Origin of the sequence: Cellulomonas sp. S1-8 (assembly GCF_026184235.1) — a bacterium.
GTDB lineage: Bacteria > Actinomycetota > Actinomycetes > Actinomycetales > Cellulomonadaceae > Cellulomonas.
Map to the genome: position 1 here is coordinate 984,795 of NZ_CP110806.1, position 21,337 is coordinate 1,006,131.

Sequence of the window (21,337 nt, forward strand, 5' to 3'; positions counted from 1 at the left end):
CGCGGCCCGCGGGACCATCGAGAGCGAGGCTGTCGACCGGCTGCCAGCGGCGACGACGCCTCACCATCCCCGCGTGCCGGCTCCGCCCTTGAACGGACCGACGACCCGGCTGGTCCGCCAGCCGCCGTAGAAGTCACCGTCCTGCGCCTCGACCCGCTCGCCGTCGACGCTGCACGTCAGGCCGTCGGGGTACAGCGCGACGTGGTCGACGAGGGCCTCGTAGCCGGGCGACGGCGTCGGGTACCCCCAGGCGGCTCGCGGCAGCACCACCCGGCGGCCGCGCTCGTCCGTGCCGACGGTGTCGTAGTACACGGCCCGGCCCTTGAACTCGCAGGACGTCGTGACCCCGTCGACGGGCACGAGCGCGCCGTCGGCTACGTCGCTGAGCGGCAGGTAGTACGTCGGCGGGTGCGAGGTCTCCAGGACGCGCAGCGCCCGGCGCGTGTCCGCGACGACGGTCGCGCCGAGGACCACGAGGACGTGCTCCGTGCTCGGCGCCACCAGCGGCGGGCGCGGGTAGTCCCAGACGGACTCCTGACCAGGCCCCGGAGCGACCGCGGCACGGCCCCCCGGCGGTGGTGTGCGCGGTCGCCATGGGCCGCCGTTCTCCGGACTCATGTCACCACTATGACCGCCGGGGCGCGGTGTCGCGGGCGGGCGTCGCGTCTGGGCTCGATCCGTGCGGGCGGCCGGGTGAACTGCTCGTTCGGGCCTACGCCGTCACGGGGCCCGGCGATAGCGTGAAACGGGCGAATCGCCCATGTCACGCGGTCGCTGCCGGTCCGGCCGGCAAGTGACCTGGATCCACCGGGGGGTGGCGTCATGGCTCGGATCGGGGCTGTTCTGCTCGTGGCGGCGATGGGTGCCGGTGCAGCTGCGCCGGTGGCGGAGGGGTACGAGACGGAGGGCCACGGCGGGCCGCCGCCGTACCGGTTCACCTACGAGGCGATCGACCTCGGCAACCTCGGGGACGCCGGGTCCGGGCCGTCGGTCGCAGCCGCCGTCAACGACGCGGGCGTCGTCGTCGGCACCACCCGGACGGTCGACGGGCTCGAGGTGGCGTTCGTGTGGACCAGAGCCGGCGGGATGGCGGCGATCGCGGTGCCCGGGGCGGTCCAGTCGCAGGCCGCCGACGTCAACGACCGCGGTCAGGTCGCCGGGACCGCGACCTACCCGGACGGGGGGACCCGCCCGTTCGTGTGGAGCCCCCGCACAGGTCGCACCACGGACCTCGGGACGCTCGGCGGCCAGTACGCCCGCGCGGCCGCGATCAACGACCGCGGCCAGGTCGTCGGCACGTCGGGGAGCGCCAGCGGGGAGGACCGCGCGTTCCTCTGGAGCCCACGGGCCGGCGCGATGCGCGACCTCGGCACCCTCGGCGGCGGGTCGTCGAGCGCCTACGGCCTCAACGACCGCGGCCAGGTGGTCGGGGACGCCGCGACGGCCGACGGGCTCGGGCACGCGTTCGTCTGGGACCCCCGCAGCGGGCAGATGACCGATCTGGGCGTGCTGCCGGGCGGCGTCGTGTCGTTCGGGCGCGGGATCAACGACCGGGGCGACGTGACCGGGTGGTCGGCCGACGTCGCGGACGACAGCTCCGTGGCCTTCCTCTGGTCGGCGAGGACCCGCACGATGCAGCCGCTCGCCGGGCTCGGTGCGGGGTCGTCGGAGGCGATCGGGATCACCGACAAGGGGGTGGTCGTCGGGACGAGGTCCGCCACTGGGGAGTTCCGCGCCTTCGTGTGGCAGCCGCGACCCGCGGGCGCCGTCGACCTCGTCGGACCGTACGGCGGCAGCTCGTTCGCGTACGGCACCTCCGACAAGGGCTACGTCGTCGGCAGCGCGACGGGCGTCGAGAACGGCGTCGCGGTGCTCTGGCTCCCGCGCAGGGCAGGGCGCTGACGGCTGCGGCGTCTCACGGTCGACGCAGTCGTAGTCGAGGAGCCACTCCCTGAGGGTTGCGGATTTTTCGTTTCACCGCGCATGCTGAGTGCATGAGCGTCGCTATCCCCCTCCCGGTCACGCTGCCGTCCGACGACAGCGCGGCCGTCGACGCGCTCGCGCGGATGCTCCACGCACCCAGCGCCCGCCTCGTCGGTCCTGACGGCACGGAGGTCGCGCTCCCGGCCGAGGTGCACGACGTGCTGCTGCAGGTGGTCGAGGCGATGCAGCACGGACAGGCGATCACTGTCGCCGCACACTCGACGCGGTTGACCACGAGCCAGGCCGCTGAGCTCCTTGGCATCTCGCGACCTACGCTGGTCAAGCTGCTCGAGCGGAACGAGATCCCGTTCGAGAAGTCGAGCCGCCACCGCCGGGTACGGCTCGACGACGTGATCGCCTACCGCGAGCAGCGTCGCGTCGCGCGTCGCGACCTCCTGGACGAGATGACGCGCCATGCCGTCGAGGACGACCTCTACGACGTCGACGCCGCGGACTACACCGACGCCCTGGAGGTCGCTCGGAAGGCGGGACCTGCCGAGTGACGTTCGCCGCCGTGCTGGACGCCAACGTCCTGGTGCCCGTCGCTCTCGCGGACACGTTGCTCCGCGCGGCGGAGGCGGGCCTCTATCGGCCGCTGTGGTCGGCGCGCATCCTGGCGGAGGTCCGCTCCGCGATCCTCCGGGTGCACCCCGGGCTGGACCCCAGGCGCGTCGATGTGCGGCTGCACGCGATGAACCTCGCCTTCGACGATGCGCTCGTCGAGGGGTGGCAGCCGCTCGTCGAGGGCATCGAGCTGGGGGCCGACCCGGATGACCGGCATGTGGTCGCGGCCGCCCTTCGAGGAGGAGCGGAGGCGGTCGTCACAGCGAACGTCCAAGACTTCCCAGCGGCTGCGATGTCCGCGTTGGGTCTGCACACGGTCTCCCCGGACGACTTCCTCCTCGACCTGGCGGATCTCGACGAAGAGACGATGGTGCGCGTGATCCGCGAGCATGCGCAGGCAAAGACCTGGCCGCCGATGACGTCCACGCAGGTGCTCGATGCCCTGGCACGGGCTGGGGTGCCCGCGTTTGCCCGGCATCTCACGGGTCTGACGGGTTGAGGCCACCACGTGGCGGCAGGCTGCCCCACGCTGGTCGCACTCCGCGCGAGCTGCGACACGAGGTCGCGTCAGGCGGCAGGAAAGGCCCGGGCGAGGCTGCGGTGGACCGCCTCGATCTGCTCGCCCGTCATCGCGCCGGGTGCGATGACGCGCTCGACGAGCTTCCGGGGCCACAGGACGGCGACATCGGAGATCAGGAACGAGCCGCCGAACAGTGGCCAGTCGGCGTCGACGAAGCACAACGCTGCGTGCACAGGCGTGTCGGGCCGGTCAGCCGCGTCGAGAGCCGCCCGGACGAGGGCGACCTGCTTGTGGATGCCGTCGACGAGGCCGGTGCAGTCGCGGGACCCGACGGCGAGCTTGTGCACCCGTGGGCGGATGAGCCCGCCTTCGGCGCGGAGGTTCGGCCGACCCTTGTAGCGCTTGGCGTCGATGACGTGGACACCCGTCGGGCCGACGGCGATGTGGTCGATGTTCGCGCGGGTCCGCGGGATGCGGCGGTCGTGCAGCAGTCGGACGCCCCGGGTGGCGAGGGCGTCGAGCGTGGCGCCGAGCAGCTCCTCGCCTCGCGCGCCGCGTGCCCAGGCGGTCGTGCTCTGGGGCTCGTCGCTCACCGCGAGAATGAGCCCACCGAGCCGCGGATGAGCCTCTCGGATCCGCGTCTCGCGCTTGGCCGACCGCCGCTCGTACTCCCGCCGGGCGGACGACCCTGCCGTACCGGACTCGACGGCCGGTTCCGCGGCTGCGGCCAGGTCGGCGGCCGGTGAGCCCGTCGCCGTCGCCGTCGGCTCGGGGCAGACGAGGCACTGGACTGCCCTCGTCGCCTTGAGGTAGACCGCACGCGATCCGGCGTCGAGCGCGGTACCGCACGTCTCGCAGGCCCCCGCGTACCGCAGCCTCATCAACTTCGGCGACGCGCCGGCGATGTCTTCCGAAGGGGTCATGGTGAGGCATCGACAGTGAAGTGGGCACGCTCGAGGCCAGATCGGCGACGAACCTGGCGCGGGGTCGAAGCCGCGGGCAAGGAGCGACCTGCTGACGTCGATGTGTTGACTTCTCGGCACGGTCACCTGGATGGCTGCGGACGCGTCCTCGGCGCGGCAGTACCGTGCGCCCATGACCACCGTCGACGCGGGTGCGCCTGCCCCGGCGGCGGCGCACCCGCTGACCGGGTGCACGACGTTCACCATGCGCCGCCGCATCTCCCGCAAGGAGCAGTTCTACGAGATCCGCCCCGTCGGGCCGGACGGGGTCGAGGGCGACGTCGCGCTGTACGCGAGCCCGAAGCAGCTGAGCCTGCGCGAGGAGTACCGCTTCTCGGCCGACCGGGAGCACACGCGCCGCTGGTTGACAGTCCGGGCGCGCACGCAGATGAACCTCCTCTACGCGGTCTTCGACGCCGTCGACGAGCGCGGCGCCGCGGCCGGCTTCTTCGAGTACCAGTGGGTGGAGTCGGAGCTCTTCCACGTGTGGCGCATCGCCGGGCCGGGGTACGACGTCGTCGGCCGCCAGCGCAACCTCGTCGTCGGCATGGCGCGCCAGGTCTACAGCCGGCTGCCGTTCGCGACCCTCGTCCCGGTGCCGTTCGCCTTCGACGTCGAGTTCCGTGACGCGACGGGCCGGGTGCTGCTGCGTGTCGAGCGTCGGTCCGCGACGCGCAACCGGTTCACGGTGACGACGCCCGGGGGCGTCGTCGACGGCAGGGTGGCGGCGGCGATGACGCTGCTGCTCGACTTCCGCGGTCAGGCCTGACGGACCCGGGCGCTCGAGGTCACTCGACCGCGACCGTGACGACCGCGATGTCGTCGCGCGCGTCGTCGGACTGGAACGCCATGACGTCGGCCAGGATCGCGTCGGTGACCTCGGCGGCCGGTCCGCGGCGTGCCTCGACGAGGGCCTGCAGCCGCGCGACGCCGTAGAACTCCCCGCGCTGCCGGCCCTCGGTGACGCCGTCGGTGAAGAGCACCAGCGCGTCGCCGGACGCGAGCGTGATCTCGGTGTCGACGAAGGTCGCGCGGGGCGTGAGCCCGAGCAGGTACCCGTGCTGCCCGACGGCCTGCACCGGCCGCCCGGGCCGCCGCAGCAGCGGCAGGGGGTGACCGCCGCACGCGACGGTCGCCCGCCACGCACCCCCGGTGCGCCGCAGCCGCACGACGACGGCGGTGCAGAACCGGTCGGTGTCCGCGCGCTGCAGCACCTGGTCGAGGGTGCGCAGCACGTCGCTCGGGGAGTCGTGGTCGACGGCCGCGGCGCGCAGCGTGTAGCGGGCGAGGGTGGTGACGACGGCGGCCTCGGTGCCCTTGCCCTGCACGTCGCCGAGCGTGACGACCCAGTCGTCGGTGGCGACCTGGAACACGTCGTAGAAGTCGCCACCGACGTACCGCCCGTCGCCCGCGGGCCGGTACGCGGCGGCGACGTCGAGGCCGGGGATGCGCGGGGGTGTCGGCGGGATCAGCGTCTGCTGCAGGGTCTGCGCGAGCTCGACGGCCCGCGCCTCGGACTCCTCGGCCCGACGCTTGGCGGCGAGCACCTCCTGCTCGTACCGGCGGCGCTCGGTGGCGTCGAACGCGGCGGTGCGGATGACGAGGGGGTTGCCGTCGGCATCGCGCTCCAGCACGGAGTTGACGAGCACGGGCAGGCGTCGCCCGTCGGCGCAGACGACCTCCAGGGCGATCTCGCGGGCGGTGCCCTGCAGGTGCAGGGTCGGCGCGTAGTGCGTCTCGTGGTAGATCCGCCCGCCGACGGGCAGCAGGTCGATGAAGCGCCGTCGACCGACGAGGTCCTCGCGGTGGTACCCCGTCCACGCGAGGAACGTCGCGTTGACGCGGGTGATGACGCCGTCGGGCGTCGTCGAGAGGTACCCGCACGGCGCGCGGTCGTACAGCAGGGCGGGGTCGTCCTGCAGCAGGGCGTCGTGGAAGGCGGCGTCGGCGTCGTCGCGGGGCGCGGGCGCCGCGCCGGTCCCCGTCAAGCGCGCACGAACGCGGAGATCGCGGCGGTCGTCGCCTCGGGGGCGCTCAGGTTGGGGCAGTGGCCGGTCGCGTCGAGCAGCACGAGCCGGGCGTCGGGGATCGCGTCGCGCACGTACTCCCCGACGGCGACCGGTGCGATCACGTCGTCGGTGCACTGCAGGACCAGCGTCGGGACGCTGACGCCGGGCAGGTCGGCGCGGTTGTCCGACATGAACGTCACGCGCGCGAACCGGCGGGCGATCTCCGGGTCCGTGCGGCAGAAGCTCGCGGTGAGCTCGGCGCCGAGCTCGGGTCGGTCGGGGTTGCCCATGATCACCGGCGCGATCGCGCTGGACCACCCCAGGTAGTTGCTGTCGAGCGACTCGAGCAGCTCGGTGATGTCCGCCTCGGTGAAGCCGCCCGTGTACCCCACGTCGTCGACGTACCGCGGCGACGGGGAGACGAGGACCAGCTTGTCGAAACGCCGGGGGTCGTCGACGGCGGCCAGCACCCCGATCATCGCCGAGACCGAGTGGCCCACGAACACCACGTCCCGCAGCTGGAGCTCCTGCAGGATCGTCAGGACGTCCTGCGCGTAGCCGCTCAGGGTGCCGTGGTGCGCGGGGTCGTACGCCGACGCGTCGGACCCGCCCGCGCCGACGTGGTCGAACGTGACGACCGTGAACTCGTCCTCGAAGTGCGGGGCGACGTGGCGCCACATGTTCTGGTCGCACCCGAACCCGTGCGCGAACACGACGGCCTGCGCCCCGGGTACCCCCGAGACGCGGATGTTGTGCCGGCGGACCGCGTTCACCGGACGAGGGTAGCGACTGGGTGTGACGAAACGCGACGAGGTGACGCCGGATCGCGCGAGCAGGGCGGCGACAGCATCGCCGGCCACGTGTACCCCTGCCGGTCGGGAAGGAGGACATGGCAGAGACAGCGGGCGAAAAGGGCCGATTCCTCTCGTCCTAGGCGCTTCGCCCCTATACGGTCACAGACGTGGTGACTCGTCCGGAGGCGCCGTTGCACCGGGGGCACAGATGAGCAGGTCGGGCAGGCGCGTGTCCAGGAGTCGTCGGACGGGCCGCTGGCTCGCGGTCGCGGGGTTGTGCGCCGTCGTCGTCGCAGCAGGCGGGGCCGTCCCCGCCGCGGCCGGGACCGCGGAGCAGCAGGGCATGACGACGACCGACGCCGAGGCGCTCGGCGTGCCGAAGGGGACCAGGCTGCCGCGGGCCGTCGACCTCGGCGTGCCCGGCGACCACAGCCAGGCGCAGCACATCAGCGACACCGGCGTCGTCGTCGGGATCACGTCCACCGAGGACGAGGTGCAGGTGTTCCGGTGGCGCGGCGGTGTGTCGAGCCTCCTGGAGGTCGAGGGCAGCAGCGTCGAGGCCCGGGACGTGAACCGGCAGGGCCAGGCTCTCGTCAACGTGTACCAGGCGGGCCTGTCGCGCGTGCTGCTGTGGGAGCCGGACGGGACGCTCACGCCGGTCTCTGCCGACGGGGTCTGGTCGTCGGGGACGGACCTCAGCGACGACGGCGCGGTCTCGGGGATCGTCGCGACGGACGACGGACAGCAGCGCGCGGTGGTGTGGCGTGGCGGGCAGGTGCAGGACCTCGGCGACCTGGGCTTCGGGTACGTGTACGCGTCGTCGATCAACAACCGTGGTCTGGTCGCCGGGACCGCGACGCTGGCCGACTGGTCCGACCGTGCGTTCGTGTGGCAGGACGGCACCCTGACCGAGCTGCCGCTGCCCGACGGGATGTCGTCGAGCGTCGCGTACACGGTCAACGAGCGGGGCGACGTGCTGGGCAAGGTCGACGGCGAGGGCGCACCCCCCGGGGGCCGTGCGGTGGTCTGGGACCGCGGGACGACGGTGCGGTACCTCGGGACCGACGGTGTGCGGGCGAACGACATGAACGGCTCCGGCGTGGTCGTCGGGTCCCTCGAGCGGGAGCCTCAGGGGGTGTCCGACGCGGCGGTGATCGACCGGCGCGGAGTCACGCCGCTGCGCACGCCGCGCGGCATGGCGAGCGAGGCTCGCGCCGTCAACGACCTGGGCATCGCCGTCGGGTACGAGATGCAGCCGCCGGGAGAGGGCGGCAGCCAGGCGCTGGCCTGGGTGCTGGGCGTCCCGGTGCAGCTCGCGGGCCCGTCGAGCACGTCGACCGTCTACGGCTCGTACGCGGTCGACGTCAACGGGCGCGGGCAGGCCGCCGGGACGGTGACGTACACGGTCGCCCCGGGGCAGACCGTGGACCGGGCCGTCATCTGGGACCTGCTGAAGTTCAGCGGCCGGATCGTGTCGTCGCAGTGACGGCGGACGGGACGGCCGGCGTCGACGACGCGGGCCCCTTCTTCCACGGCACGAAGGCGGAGCTGGCGGTCGGGGACGTGCTGACCCCCGGCCGCAGCTCCAACTACGGGTCGCGCCGCGCGGCGAACCACGTGTACCTGTCGGCGACGCTCGACGCCGCGACGTGGGGTGCCGAGCTCGCGGTCGGCCCGGGGCCCGGGCGCATCTTCCGCGTCGAGCCGGACGGTCCGATCGAGAACGACCCGAACCTCACCGACCAGCGGTTCCCCGGCAACCCGACCCGCTCCTACCGGACGCGGCACCCCGTCCGGGTCGTCGGGGAGGTCCTGGACTGGCAGCCGCACCCGCCCGAGGTGCTGCAGCAGATGCGGGACCACGTGGCCGAGCTCGCGCGGCAGGGTGTCGAGGCCGTCGACGACTGAGCGCGTTGGGCCGTCCGGGCAGCGTGGTGGTGGGAGCCCCGCACGTCCCGCATCCTTGAGGCGTGACCACCAGGATGCGGGCCCGCGCGCGAGTCGCCGTCGCGTCGTGCGTCGTGGTGCTCGCCGCGGGCTGCGCGCCGGCCCCCGCCGGGCCGCCGCCCGTGGTCGTCGTGCGGGCGTCCGTGGCCGTGCCCAAGGCGGCCGTACCGGCGCCGCCGGCGATCGCACCGGTCGACCTGGCGACGCTGCCGGTCGCCGAGCCGCGCAACCTCGTCCCGGGCCTGCCGGGGACGGACGGGCTCGAGCAGCGCCGCAACGACGACCCCGCGCTGGGCACGTGGCAGACGGCGACCGTCGTGCGGGACACCGCCGGGTACGACGCGCTGCACGGCCGACCCGTCGCCACCGTCCCCGCCGAGACGCTCGACGTGCCGACCGTCCTGCCCGTGCTCGACCGGCGCGGCGGGTGGCTGCGCGTCCTCGTCGCGACCCGCAGCGCGCTGCCCAGCCAGGACGTGGCGCAGGTCAACGGCCGCTCGGTGTGGATCCGCGCGCAGGACACCACCCCCTCCGGGACGGACTGGCGGCTGCACCTCGACCTCACGGCGCTCACGCTCACCATCGACGACGGCGGGACGACCAGCACGGTCCCCGTCAAGGCCGTGGGGGCACCGGGGACGCCGACGCCCGCCGTGGCGCAGTTCGTCGTCGGGTCGCAGTGGGAGCAGCCGGGCACGTACACCCCGCGGGTGCTGCTGCTGTCGAGCCAGAGCGAGGCCATCGACGTCTACGACACGGCGACGGGGACGTCGGCGACCGCGATCCACACCAGCCCGTTCGCGCGCACCGGCCCGATCTCCAACGGGTGCATCCGCGTGAGCGACGAGGTGCTCGACCTGCTGTGGGGCAAGGTCCCGCCGGGCACGCTGCTCACGGTCGCCTGAGGACGTCGGTCCGGCGGATCAGGAGAGCAACGCGTCCACGTCCACGTCGACGGGACCCGCCGGGGTGTCGATCGACACCCGGCCGGCGCCACGCTCGTACACGACCGGCTCGCTCCACGCCTCGCGCGCGCGGTGCAGCACGGTCAGCGACGGGGCGTCCGGGTCGATCAGCCAGTACGAGCCGGCGCCGTAGATCGCGTACTCGACGGTCTTGGTGAGCTCGTCCGTCGCGCGCGTCGTCGGGGAGAGCACCTCGACGACCACCTGCGGCGGGACGGTCACGTAGGTGTCGGCCTGCGGTGCGGGCAGCACGGACACGTCGGGGATGCGCAGCAGACCGTCGCGCAGCAGCCAGTTGTGGCCCGGCAGGACGCGGTCGGCGCCGAAGGCACCGGCCAGGAGGAACGCCGTGCGGCTCACGAACGTCTGGTGACGGGCGCCGGCCAGGGGAGTCACGTGCACCGTCCCGTCGAGGTACTCGCTGCGGGACCCGTCCTCGGGCAGCGCCAGGTACTGCTCCCACGGGAGCCTGGTGCGCTCAGGCGTGACCGTCACCCCGCCAGGATACGCGCGCGCCCCCGCCGGGGGGAGGGTCGCAGAGCGTGAAGGGTTGTTGCCGGGATCCGGCAACAACCCATCACACTTCGGCGCGGCACGTCGGTGCGGCGCCACCGGTTGCGGGGGGTCGTCGGCCACCGCACGCTGACGGCACAGGCGAACCCAGGAGGCAACCGTGAGCGACACGGACGACGGCACCACGGGCACCGACGCGCAGGACCTGTCCGACGACGGCGTCGGCGGGACCGCGACGGACGAGCCGAGCACGTTCGAGCCGGAGGAGGACCCCGACGCCACGGCGAAGGGCTGACACCGAGGGCGCGACCGACCCCGCGACCGACCGCGCGACCGACCCCGCGACCGACCCCGCGCACGCCGACGCGTCGGACGCGCTGGGCATGTACCGGTCGATGCGCGACTTCACGCGCACGTCCGAGCCTGCGGGCGCACCACCGGACGCGGGTGACGGGCCCGCGCGGCGCTTCGTCGTCCAGCGTCACCGCGCCCGCCGCCTGCACTACGACCTGCGGTTCGAGATCGACGGCGTCCTGGCGAGCTGGGCCGTGCCGAAGGGCCCGACGCTCGACCCGGCGGCGCGGCGCATGGCCGTGCACGTCGAGGACCACCCGCTGGAGTACGCGGGGTTCGAGGGCGTGATCCCGCACGGGGAGTACGGCGGCGGCGACGTCATCGTGTGGGACCACGGCACGTGGCACCCCTACAAGTCCGACGACCCGGCGGCGGAGATCCGTGGCGGGCAGCTGCACGCCGAGCTGCACGGCGAGCGCCTGCGCGGCAAGTTCCTGCTGGTCCGCCGCGACGGGCGCGACGGCAGCCGCGACAACGGCAAGGAGCAGTGGCTCCTGCTGCACAAGCGCGACGAGCACGCCGTGCCCGGCTGGGACGCGGAGGACCACCCGACGTCCGTGGTGTCCGGGCGGACCAACGACGAGGTCGCGGCGGCCCCGCAGCGGTTGTGGCGCTCGGGGGTCCCGGCCGCGCAGGCCGAGGTGGCGGCGCACCCGCCCGTCCCGGACGTCGCCGGCCCGTCCGACGACGAGCTGGCGGCCCTCGACGACCTGGGCGCGTCGGGCACGTGGGACGTCCTGGGGCGCCGGCTGCGGGTGACCAACCTCGACAAGGTGCTGTTCGGTGGCCGCGACGACGAGCCGCCCGTCACCAAGCGTGAGCTGCTGCGCTACACGGCGCGCATCGCGCCCGTCGTGCTGCCGTACCTGACGGGCCGTGCGCTCAACATGCACCGGTTCCCGCAGGGCGCGGGCACCGCGGGCTTCTGGCACAAGCAGCTGCCGGACCACGCGCCGGACTGGGTGCCGCGCTGGGACAACCCGGCCGCCGACCCGGGGGAGACGTCGACGTACCTCGTCGTCGACGAGCCCGCGGCGCTGGTGTGGGCGGCCAACTTCGGTGCCCTGGAGTGGCACGCGTGGACGTCTCGGACGGCAGCCCCGGACCTGCCGACGTACGCCCTGATCGACCTCGACCCCGGTCCGGCGACCCCGTGGGAGGACCTGGTGCTGCTCGCGCGGCTGCACCGCGACGCGTTCGAGCACGTCGGCGTGCAGGCGTTCCCCAAGCTCACCGGGCGGCGCGGCATCCAGGTCTGGGTGCCGATCGCCCTCGGCCCGACGTTCGACGAGACGCGCGCGTGGGTCGAGCGGCTGTCACGCACCGTCGGCAAGGTCGTGCCGGACCTGGTGAGCTGGCGCTGGGAGGTCCGCGAGCGCGGCGGCCAGGCGCGCCTGGACTACACGCAGAACGCGGTGAACAAGACGCTCGTCGCGCCGTACAGCCCGCGTGCGGCGCCCGGCGCGCCCGTCTCGACGCCGATCACCTGGGACGAGCTCGACGAGCCGTGGCTGCGACCCGACGCGTTCACGATCCGCACCGTGCTGGACCGGCTCGCCGAGCACGGCGACCCGTTCCGCGGCGCGCTCGCGGGCGACCAGGTGCTCCCGCCGCTGCGCTGAGTCCTCGGCGAGGGGCCGTCAGTCCGAGGCCTCGGCGTCGTCCTTGCGCCGCGTCGCGGACTCACGCAGCTGACGCCCCCGCTCGACGTCCTCCTCGAGCTTGTCGTGCCGCTTCTTGCTGGCGCTGGTGTCGCGGGGCGGGAGCTGGATGCTGCGCTCGGCCTCGATGCCGGCCTGCAGCTGGCGGCCGCGCTCGAGCTCGGCGTCCAGCTCGGCACCGAACAGCAGCGCCAGGTTCGTCAGCCACAGCCACAGCAGGAGCACGATGACGCCGGCGAGCGACCCGTACGTCTCGTCATAGCTGGCGAACGTCGTGACGTACAGCCCCAGCCCCGCGGTCGCCGTGACCCACACGATCAGGGCGAGCAGCGCGCCCAGGCTCAGCCACCGGAACTTCGGCTGCCGCACGTTCGGCGTCCAGTGGTACAGCACGGCGATCCCCGCCACGACGAGCCCCACGACGACGGGCCACTTGACGACCTGCCACACGGACACGACGGTCGAGCTCAGCCCGATCGCGGCGCCGACGCTCTCCGCGACCGGCCCGGACAGCACGAGCAGCGCCACGACGAGCACGGCGATGACGACGAGCACGGCGGTGAGCAGCAGCAGGATCGGTCGCAGCTTCCAGATCGGGCGCCCCTCGTCGACCTCGTAGATGCGGTTCATGCCGCGGCTGAACGCGGCGACGTACCCGGAGGCGGACCACAGCGCGATGACGAGGCCGACGACGAGCGCCACGCCCGCCGCCGGCGACTCGCTGAGGTTCTCGAGCACGGGACGGAAACCCTCGACCTGCTCGCCGGCACCGGCACCGCTCGCCAGGTCGACGATGCCGTCGATCACCTCGTCGGGCTGGTCGACGAGCGACAGCAGGGAGACCACCGCGAGCAGCGCCGGCGCGAGCGCGAGCACCGCGTAGTACGTCAGGGCGGCGGCGAGGTCGGTGCACTGGTCGCCGAGGAACTCGCGGAGCGTGGTGCGCAGCACGTACCGCCAGGACCGTCGGTGCAGGTCCGTGGGGGAGTCGGGCTTGCGCGGGTCGTCCGGGGCGGGTGCGTCCTCCTTGTGGGCGGCAGCGCCGGGGGCGTCGTCGTGCGGAGGTCTGGTCGTGGCGCTCATGGTCGGTCCCGGTCCGGTCGAGAGGGCTGGTCACCCGCCAGCATGCGGCGAGCGCGGCCGGCCCGCACGGGGAGGCGGGGCAGCGGCCCTGGGCAGTCAGGCCGGCGGGGTCAGGCCGGCGGCGCGGTGGACTCCCGGACGACGAGCGTGGTCGCCAGCTGGACGGACCAGGACGCGGGCTCGACGCCGGACGCCATGCCCAGGACGGTCTCGACCGCCATGCGTCCCATGCCGTCGAGCGGCTGGTGCACCGACGTCAGGCGCGGGCTCGTCCAGCCGGCCTGCGGGGTGTCGTCGTACCCGACGACGCTGAGCCGGCCGGGCACGGGCACGTCGAGCTCGTGGGCGGCGGTCAGGACGCCGACGGCGATCTCGTCGTCGCCCGCGACGACGGCCGTCGGGGGGTCGGGCAGGCGGAGCAGCTCACGGGCGTGCCGCGTCCCGGTCTCGACGGCGAACTCGTCGCTGCGCACGAGGGCGGGATCGGGCGGGACGCCCGCGGAGTCGAGGGCCGCGCGGTAGCCGTGCAGGCGCTCGCGGGCGGCCGTCGACCCGGCGGGCCCCCCGATCCAGGCGATGCGCCGGTGGCCGAGGCCCAGCAGGTGCTCGGTGGCCGTGCGTCCGCCCGCCCAGTTGGTCGCGCCGATGCTGACGACCCGCGCCTCCTGCGTGTCGACGGGGTCGACCATGACGAACGGCAGGCCCGCCTCCTGCGCCGCGAGCAGGAGCGCGTCGGGCTGCGCGAGCGTCAGGCCGACGACGCCGACGGCACCGGCGGCGCGCTGCCGCGCCACCCACGCCCGGGCGGCGGCGCGGGTCGTGCGCGCGTCCCGGTCGGGGGCGAGCCGGACGAGCAGGTCGGTGTCGGCGGCCGTCGTGGCGGCGAGGATGCCGCCGAGCACGTGCGTCATGTACGGCGACTCGAGCACGTCCAGGACGGCGACCACGGCGCGCTCCGCGGCCGGCCGGCCGCGGTCGGTCGTGGCGCGGTACCCCATCGCCTCGACGGTCGCCAGGACGCGGTCCCGGGTGTCCGGCGCGATGTCGTCGCGGCCGTTGAGCGCCTTGGAGACGGTCGCCTTGGACACCCCGGCGCGTCGGGCGACGTCGTCCAGCGTGACGCGTCGAGGCGACGGTCGACCTGCCATGGCTGCTCCTCGGGGACGAAACTGTTTCGAGCCTAGACGGCGCGGCAGCTCCCGACAAGGCGCTGTCAGCACCGATTGACCGGCTCGGATCGTCTCCGTACAGTGGCAGTCGCCACCAGGCGTTGCGAAACTGTTTCGACTCTCGACGAGGAGACGTCATGCCGTCCGGGACCTCCGCCACCGCCCGCGCGCTCACGGTCGACGGCGTGCCCGCGGACGGTCGGACGCTGCGTCACGTGTGGAACGAGTGCGTCGGTGCCGGCCGTGCCAACGAGGCCCTGCGCGCCGACTGGCAGGCGCACTTCCGCGAGGCCGTCGACGTGCTCGGCGCCCGGTACGTGCGCTTCCACGGGCTGTTCCACGACGACATGTTCGTCTACCGCGGCGACGACGGCGGGGGCGGGGGCTTCGGGCCGCCCACCCCGCTGGCCGAGCCGGTCCACACGTTCAGCTACGTCGACAAGGTCTTCGACTTCATCCTGTCGACCGGCGCCCGGCCCTTCGTCGAGCTCGGGTTCATGCCCCGCGCCCTGGCGACGCAGACCGAGACGCTGTTCTGGTGGAAGGCGCACTGCAGCCCGCCCACCGACATGGGCCGCTGGGCCGACCTCGTCACCGCGACCGTGCGCCACTGGGTCGAGCGCTACGGGCTCGACGAGGTCCGGCAGTGGCGGTTCGAGGTGTGGAACGAGCCCAACCTCGTCCCGCTGTTCTGGACCGGCACCCGCACGCAGTACTTCGAGCTCTACGAGGCCACGGTCCGCGCGATCAAGGCGATCGACGCCGGCCTGCTCGTCGGCGGCCCGTCCACCAGCGTGTTCGTCCCCGACGCCCGGTACGCCGGCGAGACCGAGGACCGCACCGCGTCGATCGCGACGGGTCAGGCCGAGAACCCCGACGCCCTCGACTGGCGTCCGGTGTGGATCGAGGAGTTCATCGCGTGGTGCGCGCAGCGCGACCTCCCCGTCGACTTCCTCACCGCCCACCTGTACCCGACGGACTACGCCGCCACGCCCGCCGGGGGCCACAAGGAGATCAGCCGCTACGTCGACGCGACGTACGACGACCTCACGCTGCTGCGCTCGATCGTCGCCGCCTCCCCGTACCCCGACGCCGAGGTCCACATCACCGAGTGGTCGACGTCGCCGTCGAGCCGCGACCGCAGCCACGACACGCTGTTCGCCGCCACCTACATCACGCGCGCCTACCTGCGCTGCGCGGGGCTCGCGGACTCCATCGCGTACTGGACGTTCACCGACGTCTTCGAGGAGGGCGGCGCGGGCCTCGGCCCGTTCCACGGCGGCTTCGGGATGGTCAACGAGCAGGGCCTGCACAAGCCGACGTTCCACGCGTTCGCGATGCTCGCGCAGCTCGGCGACGAGGTCCTCGCGGACCTGCCGCACGGCGTGCTCACGCGCGACCGCGCCACCGGACGGGTCGCGGGGGTCCTGCACCACTACCCCGACGAGATGGGCGGGCGGTCGGTCCGCGCGGAGAGCACCTACGACGACGCCCGGCGCCTCGCCGACGTCGGTACGCGACGCACCGTGCGGCACACCGTCGCCGGGTTGCCCGCGGGCGCGACGTTCGACCTCGTCCAGCTCGACGGGGAGCACGGCAACGTCGCCGAGGCGTGGCACGCCATGGGCCAGCCGATCAACCTGACCCTGCAGCAGACCGCGGACCTGCGCGCGGCCGCCGACGCGCTGCTGCGCCGCACCCTGACCGCGTCCGACGACGGCGTGCTGCAGATCGACCTCGACCTGCCCCCGTGGGCGGTCGTCGGCCTCTTCCAGACGTCACCGGCCGCGGTGGGAGCCTGACCCGCGGACCCACCAGCTGCGGCCGTGCCCGTCGTCCTCGTCGTCGTCCTCGACGGGCACGGCCGCGTCACCCCGGGTCACGCCCGACCGTCCGGTCCGGCCGCCCAGGGGAGCCAGGCGTGCACCGCGAACGTGCCGTCCGGACGGCGCTGCGCGTCGAGCTCGCCGCCCGCGAGCCGGAGACGCTCGGCGAGGACGGTCAGTCCCCGGCCCGACGTGGGCAGCGGCGTGGCTGGGGCGCCGTCCGGCACGGGGTTGGTGACCTCCAGGCAGACGCGCTCGCCGGGCGCACCGTGCAGGCGCACCCGGACAGGTGCCGCCGGCGCGTGCTTGTGCGCGTTGGTCAGGGCCTCCTGCACGACGCGGTAGAGGTGGCGGCTGGTCGACAGGGGCAGCCGCGCGATGTCGTCCTCGCGCACGCGGTCCCGCACCACGGTCACGGGTGACCCGGCGGCGCGCGTCCCCTCGACGAGCTCGCCGACCTGCGCGAACGTGGGCTGCGGCCGCGAGTGCTCGTCGGTGGCGGTCGTGTCGCGCAGCAGGCCCAGGACCTCGCGCAGCTCGCCGAGGGCCTCGTGCGCGCTCTGGCGCACCACCGCGGCGCTCTCCCGGACCTGGCCGGGCTCGAGCCCGGCGCGGTGCTCCAGCGCCCCGGCGTGCAGCGCGACGAGCGACAGCCGGTGGGCGAGTACGTCGTGCATCTCGTGGGCGATGCGGTTGCGCTCCGCGGCGCGGGCGCTCTCGTCGCGCGCGTCGGCCTCGCGTCGCGCGATCGCCGCCTGGTCCCGCAGCGAGGCGACGAGCGTCCGACGCCCACCGATGACCAGGCCGGTCAGGACGACGAGCGCCAGGACGACGAGGTGGCCGAGCACGGCCCGCACGTCGTGCAGGACCGGCGCGTCGGCCCGATGGACCACGAACGTGCCGAAGGCGCGGTCGGAGACCATCTCCGCGCCCAGCCACAGCAGGCAGACGGGCCCGATCTCCACCCAGCGCCGGCGGGTCGCCAACGAGACGACGGCGAGCAGCACGACGCCGGTGGCGGCCTGCGAGAACGAGCCGACCGTGACGACCAGGCCCGTCACGACGAGCGGCGCCGCGTGGCGGAACACGTACAGCACGACGCACACCAGCAGGCACAGCACCTCGACGGCGTAGAACCACCTCATGGCGCTCTCCCGCGCCGCCATGCCCGGGTCGGCCTCCAGGCTGACGCCGAAGACCGCGACGGTCAGGACGAGCCCGACGGCCAGGGCGACGAGCAGACGCCAGGTGTGCGACCACGCTCGACGCCCACGGCTCGGCGTGGCGGGCCCGGCGACCTCGGGCACCGCGCGGTACCCGAGGGGCGCCTCGGTCGCGAGGACCGGTCGCGGGGACGAGGTCACACGTCGCCCGCCTCGTGCACGCAGATGGCGATGTGCGTGCGGTTGTCCGCCGGCATCTTCTCCAGGATCCGGCTGATGTGCGTCTTCACGGTCGCGACCGTGATGAACAGCTCCGCTGCGAGCTCGGCGTTCGACAGGCCCCGACCGATGGCGCGGGCGACGTCCCGCTCGCGCTCCGTCAGCCGGTCGAGGTGCTCGCGGGCCACGGTCCGGCGCTCGTCGCGGGGCTGGTGCGTCACCGACGCGATGAGGCGGTCCGTCACCGACGGCGACAGCGTCGTGCGGCCCGCGCCCGCGTCGAGGACGTGCCGGACGATCTCCGCCGGCGGGGTGTCCTTCAGCAGGAACCCCGCGGCACCCAGCCGCAGGGCGCCCAGCACCATCTCGTCGGTGTCGAACGTCGTGAGGATGACGACCCGGGCGTCGGGCTGCCCGGCGAGCAGGCGCTCGGTCGCGGCCAGCCCGTCCAGGCGCGGCATGCGGATGTCCATGAGCACGACGTCGGGGGACGTCCGCTGCACCACGTCGAGCGCCTCGAGCCCGTCGGCGGCCTCGCCGACCACCTCGATGGCGGGGTCCGCCCCGAGGATGAGCCGCAGCCCCACGCGGACCAGCGTCTCGTCGTCGACCAGCACCACCCGCACCGTCGGACCCACGGACCGTCCCACCCCCGGCTCCGCCGTCGTCGTCATGCCTGACCCTCCGTCCCGGCCGCCCACGGCAGCCACGCCTGCACCACGAACGTCCCGTCGCGCCGCTGGACGTCCAGCCCGCCACCCGTCAGCCGCAGCCGCTCGGACAGGCCCGTCAGCCCCCAGCCCGACGTGGGCAGGGGAGCGCTCGGCGGGTGCTCCGGCATCGGGTTGATGACCTCCACGCCGACGCGCTCGCCCGGGGACCCGTGCATCCGCACCTGCACCGGGGTGCCCGGCGCGTGCTTGCGCGCGTTCGTCAGCGCCTCCTGCACGACGCGGTACAGGTGCCGGCTCGTCGACAGGGGCAGCTGCGCCAGGTCGTCCTCCGCGACGTGGTCCAGCACGAACGTCACGGGTGAGCCTGCTGCACGCGTCCCGTCGACGAGGTCACCGACCTGCGCGAACGTGGGCTGCGGTCGTGAGTGCTCCTCGGCCGCGCTCGGGTCCCGCAGCAGGCCGAGCACCTCGCGCAGCTCACCGAGCGCCTCGTGCGCGTTCTCCCGTACCACCGCCGCGGTCTCCTGGACCTGCTCCGGCTCCAGGTCCGCGCGGTACTCCAGCGCCCCGGCGTGCAGCGCGACGAGCGACAGGCGGTGGGCGAGCACGTCGTGCATCTCCCGCGCGATGCGGTTGCGCTCGCCCGCACGGGCGCTGTCGCTCCGGGCGTCGGCCTCGCGTCGCGCGATCGCCGCCTGCTCGCGCAGGGACGCGACCAGCGCCCGCCGCCCGCCGATGAACATGCCGGTGACGACGACGAGCGCGGTGAACACGAGCTGGGCGGCGACCGCCCACACCTCGGCGGAGGGGAACGTCTCGGCCGGCATCACCCACGCGCTGAACGCGCGCTCGCTGACCAGCGTGGCACCGCACCACAGCGCGGCCACCGCCACGATCTCCGACCACCGTCGTCGCGTCGCGAGCGACACCACCGCGAAGACGACCAGGCCGGCCGAGAAGAGCGAGAACGACCCCAGGACCACGATCGCGCCGGTGAGCACCAGCGGCGCGCGGTGCCGCACCACGTACATCGGGAGGCACACGGCCAGGAGCGCCAGGTCCACGAAGAACCACACGGGCGCGGACGGGAGCAGCGCGAACTGGGGGTTCCCCTGCAGGCCCAACCCGTAGACCACGACACCCGCCGAGCCGCCGACGCCGACCGCCAGCAGCAGCCGCCAGGTGTGCGCCCACACGCGGCCGGCCCGGCTCGGCGCAGGCGCCGCGTCGGGGTCGGGCGTCGTGGTCACGTCGTGATGCTAGGCCGCGCGGCGGGGGCGCCGGATCGATCGCAGGGACGACCCGGGAGGTGGCGTGCCGCGCACGACGCCGGCCGCACCCCGGGACGGCCGGTTCAGCGACCCCGGTCGGGGTCGAACGTGAACGGGTCCCCCGTGAAGGGCGCCAGGGCGGCGGGCGCGGGGAACGGCAGCCGGTAGGTCACCAGGCCCGTGCCGGCCTCGCCGCCCAGGGCGTCCAGGTCGTCGGCCTTCACGACGACCCGCGCCGGGCTCACCTCGACCAGCCGGACCCGCACGACCGTGCCGTCCTCGCGGGTCAGCTGCCAGAGGTCCGCGAGCCAGTGCAGGCCGCGCTCGTCCAGCGCAGCCTCGGCGTCGGTCCACCCGACCACGCCCGTCACGTCGCGCCCCAGCCGGTCGACGGCGACGTAGCCGTCACCCGACGGGCGCACCCAGCCCAGCCGCTCGCGGTCCCCGCTGCGGCGGTGCTCGACCCAGGTCTCGTCCGGCATCCCGCGACGGTAGGCCACCACCCCACCGTGCCGGCAGCGATTTCCGCCGAGTGGGCTCCGTGCAGCTCGGTCGCGCGGACGATGCGCCGGGGCTCGCGGCGGGCGAGCATGGTGCCGTGAGCCACCCGCACGTCGTCGTCGACCCGCACGAGGTCCCGGGGACGTACGCGTACCACCGGTTGCCGCGCACGAGCCCCCGCACGCGCTGGTGGCGGCCGCTGCTCGTGGGGCTCGTCGGGGTCGCGGTGTTCGTCGCGCTCCTGGCCGTCGGGGCGGTCGTCGTGCTCCTGACGGCGCTGGCCTCCGGGCCCGGCGGCCTGGACGCGCTCGGCACCCTCGACATCGCCGACCTGGGGGACCCGCTCGCGTTCACGCTCGCGATGCTGAGCATCATCGCGATGCTCCCCGCGGCCGTGCTGGCGACGTGGCTGCTCGGCGCCCGGCCCGTCGGGCTGCTCGCGTCGGTCGCCGGGCGGGTCCGGTGGGGCTGGGCCGCGCGCTGCCTGGCGCTGTCCGCCGCGCTCGCGCTCGTCGTCACCGGCGGCGACCTCGCCCTCGCCGCGCTGCAGGGCGAGGCGTGGCAGCCGCGCGTCGACGCGACGTCCTGGCTGATGATCGGGCTCGTCGTGCTGCTCGTGCCCGCGCAGTGCCTCGCGGAGGAGGTCGTGTTCCGCGGCTACCTGGTCCAGACGGTCGGGACGTGGCTCCGGCATCCGGTGTTCGCGCTCGTGCTGCCCGTCCCGTTGTTCGTGCTCGGGCACGCGTACGTCAACCTCGCGATGGTCGACACCGCCGTGTGGGCGCTCGCGATGGGCTGGCTGGTGTGGCGAACGGGTGGTCTCGAGGCCGCGACCGCGTCACACGTCGTCAACAACGTCCTCGTCTTCAGCCTGGGGGCCGTCGACCTGGCCGACCTGGACCTGGTCGACATCGGCCCGGTCGCCCTCGGGGTGTCGACCGCGTCGACGCTGGCGTACCTGGGCCTGGTCGAGGTGCTGGTCCGGCGCACGGGCGTCGCCACCCGGAGGCTCGTCGCCGCCCCGCCCCCGCCGGACGCCCCGCCCGCCGCGGCGGTCGACGCGGGCGGGCCCGTGGTCGTCCCCGGGCCGCTCGCCGACCCGTCCCGCAGCAGGACGTCACCGCGTTCGTGACAGCAGTCCCGGTGACCCCCCTTCCGT

The 21,337-nt window shown here is 74.2% G+C and carries 22 protein-coding genes; 11 read left to right on the top strand and 11 right to left on the bottom strand.

Annotated features, from left to right (window positions below; all coding sequences use genetic code 11):
- Positions 1 to 60: 60 nt before the first annotated feature.
- Entirely contained in the window at positions 61 to 618 is a 558-nt protein-coding gene (locus tag OKX07_RS04540) for a DUF427 domain-containing protein (protein WP_265630668.1), read from the bottom strand.
- A 204-nt stretch (positions 619 to 822) separates the two neighbouring features.
- On the opposite strand from OKX07_RS04540, the gene OKX07_RS04545 reads away from it, so the two are divergent.
- The 3 genes from OKX07_RS04545 (at position 823) to OKX07_RS04555 (ending at position 3,046) form a co-directional block, all read left to right on the top strand.
- Complete coding sequence (locus OKX07_RS04545) at positions 823 to 1,902, top strand: hypothetical protein (protein WP_265630669.1); 1,080 nt, start codon at positions 823 to 825, stop codon at positions 1,900 to 1,902.
- A gap of 92 nt (positions 1,903 to 1,994) precedes the next feature.
- Complete coding sequence (locus OKX07_RS04550) at positions 1,995 to 2,486, top strand: helix-turn-helix domain-containing protein (RefSeq protein ID WP_265630670.1); 492 nt, start codon at positions 1,995 to 1,997, stop codon at positions 2,484 to 2,486.
- Positions 2,483 to 3,046: a PIN domain-containing protein gene (locus OKX07_RS04555; RefSeq protein WP_265630671.1), complete on the top strand. Its 564-nt coding sequence runs from the start codon at positions 2,483 to 2,485 to the stop codon at positions 3,044 to 3,046. Before OKX07_RS04550 ends, OKX07_RS04555 begins: the two co-directional genes overlap by 4 nt.
- A gap of 68 nt (positions 3,047 to 3,114) precedes the next feature.
- On the opposite strand, the gene OKX07_RS04560 is transcribed toward OKX07_RS04555, so the two are convergent.
- Complete coding sequence (locus OKX07_RS04560; protein ID WP_265630672.1) at positions 3,115 to 3,990, bottom strand: nuclease-related domain-containing protein; 876 nt, start codon at positions 3,988 to 3,990, stop codon at positions 3,115 to 3,117.
- Between the two features lie 172 nt (positions 3,991 to 4,162).
- Here OKX07_RS04560 and OKX07_RS04565 point away from each other — a divergent pair, with 172 nt between their 5' ends.
- Positions 4,163 to 4,798 carry a hypothetical protein gene (locus OKX07_RS04565; RefSeq protein ID WP_265630673.1) on the top strand — a complete coding sequence of 212 codons (636 nt, stop codon included), beginning with the start codon at positions 4,163 to 4,165 and terminating at the stop codon, positions 4,796 to 4,798.
- Positions 4,799 to 4,817: 19 nt separating this feature from the next.
- Here the strand turns inward: OKX07_RS04565 and OKX07_RS04570 are convergent, their stop codons facing one another.
- Positions 4,818 to 6,017: a PP2C family protein-serine/threonine phosphatase gene (locus OKX07_RS04570; RefSeq protein ID WP_265630674.1), complete on the bottom strand. Its 1,200-nt coding sequence runs from the start codon at positions 6,015 to 6,017 to the stop codon at positions 4,818 to 4,820.
- Entirely contained in the window at positions 6,014 to 6,811 is a 798-nt protein-coding gene (locus OKX07_RS04575) for an alpha/beta fold hydrolase (RefSeq protein ID WP_265630675.1), read from the bottom strand. Before OKX07_RS04575 ends, OKX07_RS04570 begins: the two co-directional genes overlap by 4 nt.
- 250 nt (positions 6,812 to 7,061) lie before the next feature.
- Here OKX07_RS04575 and OKX07_RS04580 point away from each other — a divergent pair, with 250 nt between their 5' ends.
- From OKX07_RS04580 to OKX07_RS04590, 3 genes are all read left to right on the top strand, one after another.
- Positions 7,062 to 8,318, top strand: a complete 1,257-nt coding sequence (locus OKX07_RS04580) for a hypothetical protein (protein ID WP_265630676.1) — start codon at positions 7,062 to 7,064, stop codon at positions 8,316 to 8,318.
- Positions 8,315 to 8,740, top strand: coding sequence for an NAD(+)--rifampin ADP-ribosyltransferase (gene arr, locus OKX07_RS04585; RefSeq protein WP_265630677.1), 426 nt, complete (start codon positions 8,315 to 8,317; stop codon positions 8,738 to 8,740). Before OKX07_RS04580 ends, arr begins: the two co-directional genes overlap by 4 nt.
- Positions 8,741 to 8,802: 62 nt before the next feature.
- Positions 8,803 to 9,684: a L,D-transpeptidase gene (locus OKX07_RS04590; protein ID WP_265630678.1), complete on the top strand. Its 882-nt coding sequence runs from the start codon at positions 8,803 to 8,805 to the stop codon at positions 9,682 to 9,684.
- 18 nt (positions 9,685 to 9,702) lie between these two features.
- Here OKX07_RS04590 and OKX07_RS04595 read toward each other — a convergent pair whose 3' ends face one another.
- Complete coding sequence (locus tag OKX07_RS04595; RefSeq protein WP_265630679.1) at positions 9,703 to 10,239, bottom strand: Uma2 family endonuclease; 537 nt, start codon at positions 10,237 to 10,239, stop codon at positions 9,703 to 9,705.
- A gap of 178 nt (positions 10,240 to 10,417) precedes the next feature.
- On the opposite strand from OKX07_RS04595, the gene OKX07_RS04600 reads away from it, so the two are divergent.
- Together OKX07_RS04600 and OKX07_RS04605 are read left to right on the top strand one after the other, a co-directional pair.
- Positions 10,418 to 10,552: a hypothetical protein gene (locus tag OKX07_RS04600; protein WP_265630680.1), complete on the top strand. Its 135-nt coding sequence runs from the start codon at positions 10,418 to 10,420 to the stop codon at positions 10,550 to 10,552.
- Positions 10,553 to 10,640: 88 nt separating this feature from the next.
- Positions 10,641 to 12,233: a DNA polymerase ligase N-terminal domain-containing protein gene (locus tag OKX07_RS04605; protein ID WP_265630681.1), complete on the top strand. Its 1,593-nt coding sequence runs from the start codon at positions 10,641 to 10,643 to the stop codon at positions 12,231 to 12,233.
- An 18-nt stretch (positions 12,234 to 12,251) separates the two neighbouring features.
- Here OKX07_RS04605 and OKX07_RS04610 read toward each other — a convergent pair whose 3' ends face one another.
- Together OKX07_RS04610 and OKX07_RS04615 are read right to left on the bottom strand one after the other, a co-directional pair.
- Positions 12,252 to 13,355: a YihY/virulence factor BrkB family protein gene (locus OKX07_RS04610; protein ID WP_265630682.1), complete on the bottom strand. Its 1,104-nt coding sequence runs from the start codon at positions 13,353 to 13,355 to the stop codon at positions 12,252 to 12,254.
- 110 nt (positions 13,356 to 13,465) lie between these two features.
- Positions 13,466 to 14,503 (bottom strand): LacI family DNA-binding transcriptional regulator, encoded by a 1,038-nt coding sequence (locus OKX07_RS04615; RefSeq protein ID WP_265630683.1) that lies wholly within the window; start codon positions 14,501 to 14,503, stop codon positions 13,466 to 13,468.
- A gap of 158 nt (positions 14,504 to 14,661) precedes the next feature.
- On the opposite strand from OKX07_RS04615, the gene OKX07_RS04620 reads away from it, so the two are divergent.
- Positions 14,662 to 16,326 carry a GH39 family glycosyl hydrolase gene (locus tag OKX07_RS04620; protein ID WP_265630684.1) on the top strand — a complete coding sequence of 555 codons (1,665 nt, stop codon included), beginning with the start codon at positions 14,662 to 14,664 and terminating at the stop codon, positions 16,324 to 16,326.
- A gap of 77 nt (positions 16,327 to 16,403) precedes the next feature.
- On the opposite strand, the gene OKX07_RS04625 is transcribed toward OKX07_RS04620, so the two are convergent.
- From OKX07_RS04625 to OKX07_RS04640, 4 genes are all read right to left on the bottom strand, one after another.
- Positions 16,404 to 17,714: a sensor histidine kinase gene (locus tag OKX07_RS04625; protein WP_265630685.1), complete on the bottom strand. Its 1,311-nt coding sequence runs from the start codon at positions 17,712 to 17,714 to the stop codon at positions 16,404 to 16,406.
- Positions 17,711 to 18,406, bottom strand: a complete 696-nt coding sequence (locus tag OKX07_RS04630; RefSeq protein ID WP_265630686.1) for a response regulator — start codon at positions 18,404 to 18,406, stop codon at positions 17,711 to 17,713. The genes OKX07_RS04625 and OKX07_RS04630 overlap by 4 nt, the downstream gene beginning before the upstream one ends.
- A complete protein-coding gene (locus OKX07_RS04635; protein ID WP_265630687.1) occupies positions 18,403 to 19,656 on the bottom strand; it encodes a sensor histidine kinase in 1,254 nt (417 codons plus the stop codon). Before OKX07_RS04635 ends, OKX07_RS04630 begins: the two co-directional genes overlap by 4 nt.
- A 104-nt stretch (positions 19,657 to 19,760) precedes the next feature.
- A complete protein-coding gene (locus tag OKX07_RS04640; protein WP_265630688.1) occupies positions 19,761 to 20,159 on the bottom strand; it encodes a hypothetical protein in 399 nt (132 codons plus the stop codon).
- Between the two features lie 116 nt (positions 20,160 to 20,275).
- On the opposite strand from OKX07_RS04640, the gene OKX07_RS04645 reads away from it, so the two are divergent.
- Positions 20,276 to 21,310: a CPBP family intramembrane glutamic endopeptidase gene (locus OKX07_RS04645; protein WP_265630689.1), complete on the top strand. Its 1,035-nt coding sequence runs from the start codon at positions 20,276 to 20,278 to the stop codon at positions 21,308 to 21,310.
- Positions 21,311 to 21,337: the final 27 nt, after the last annotated feature.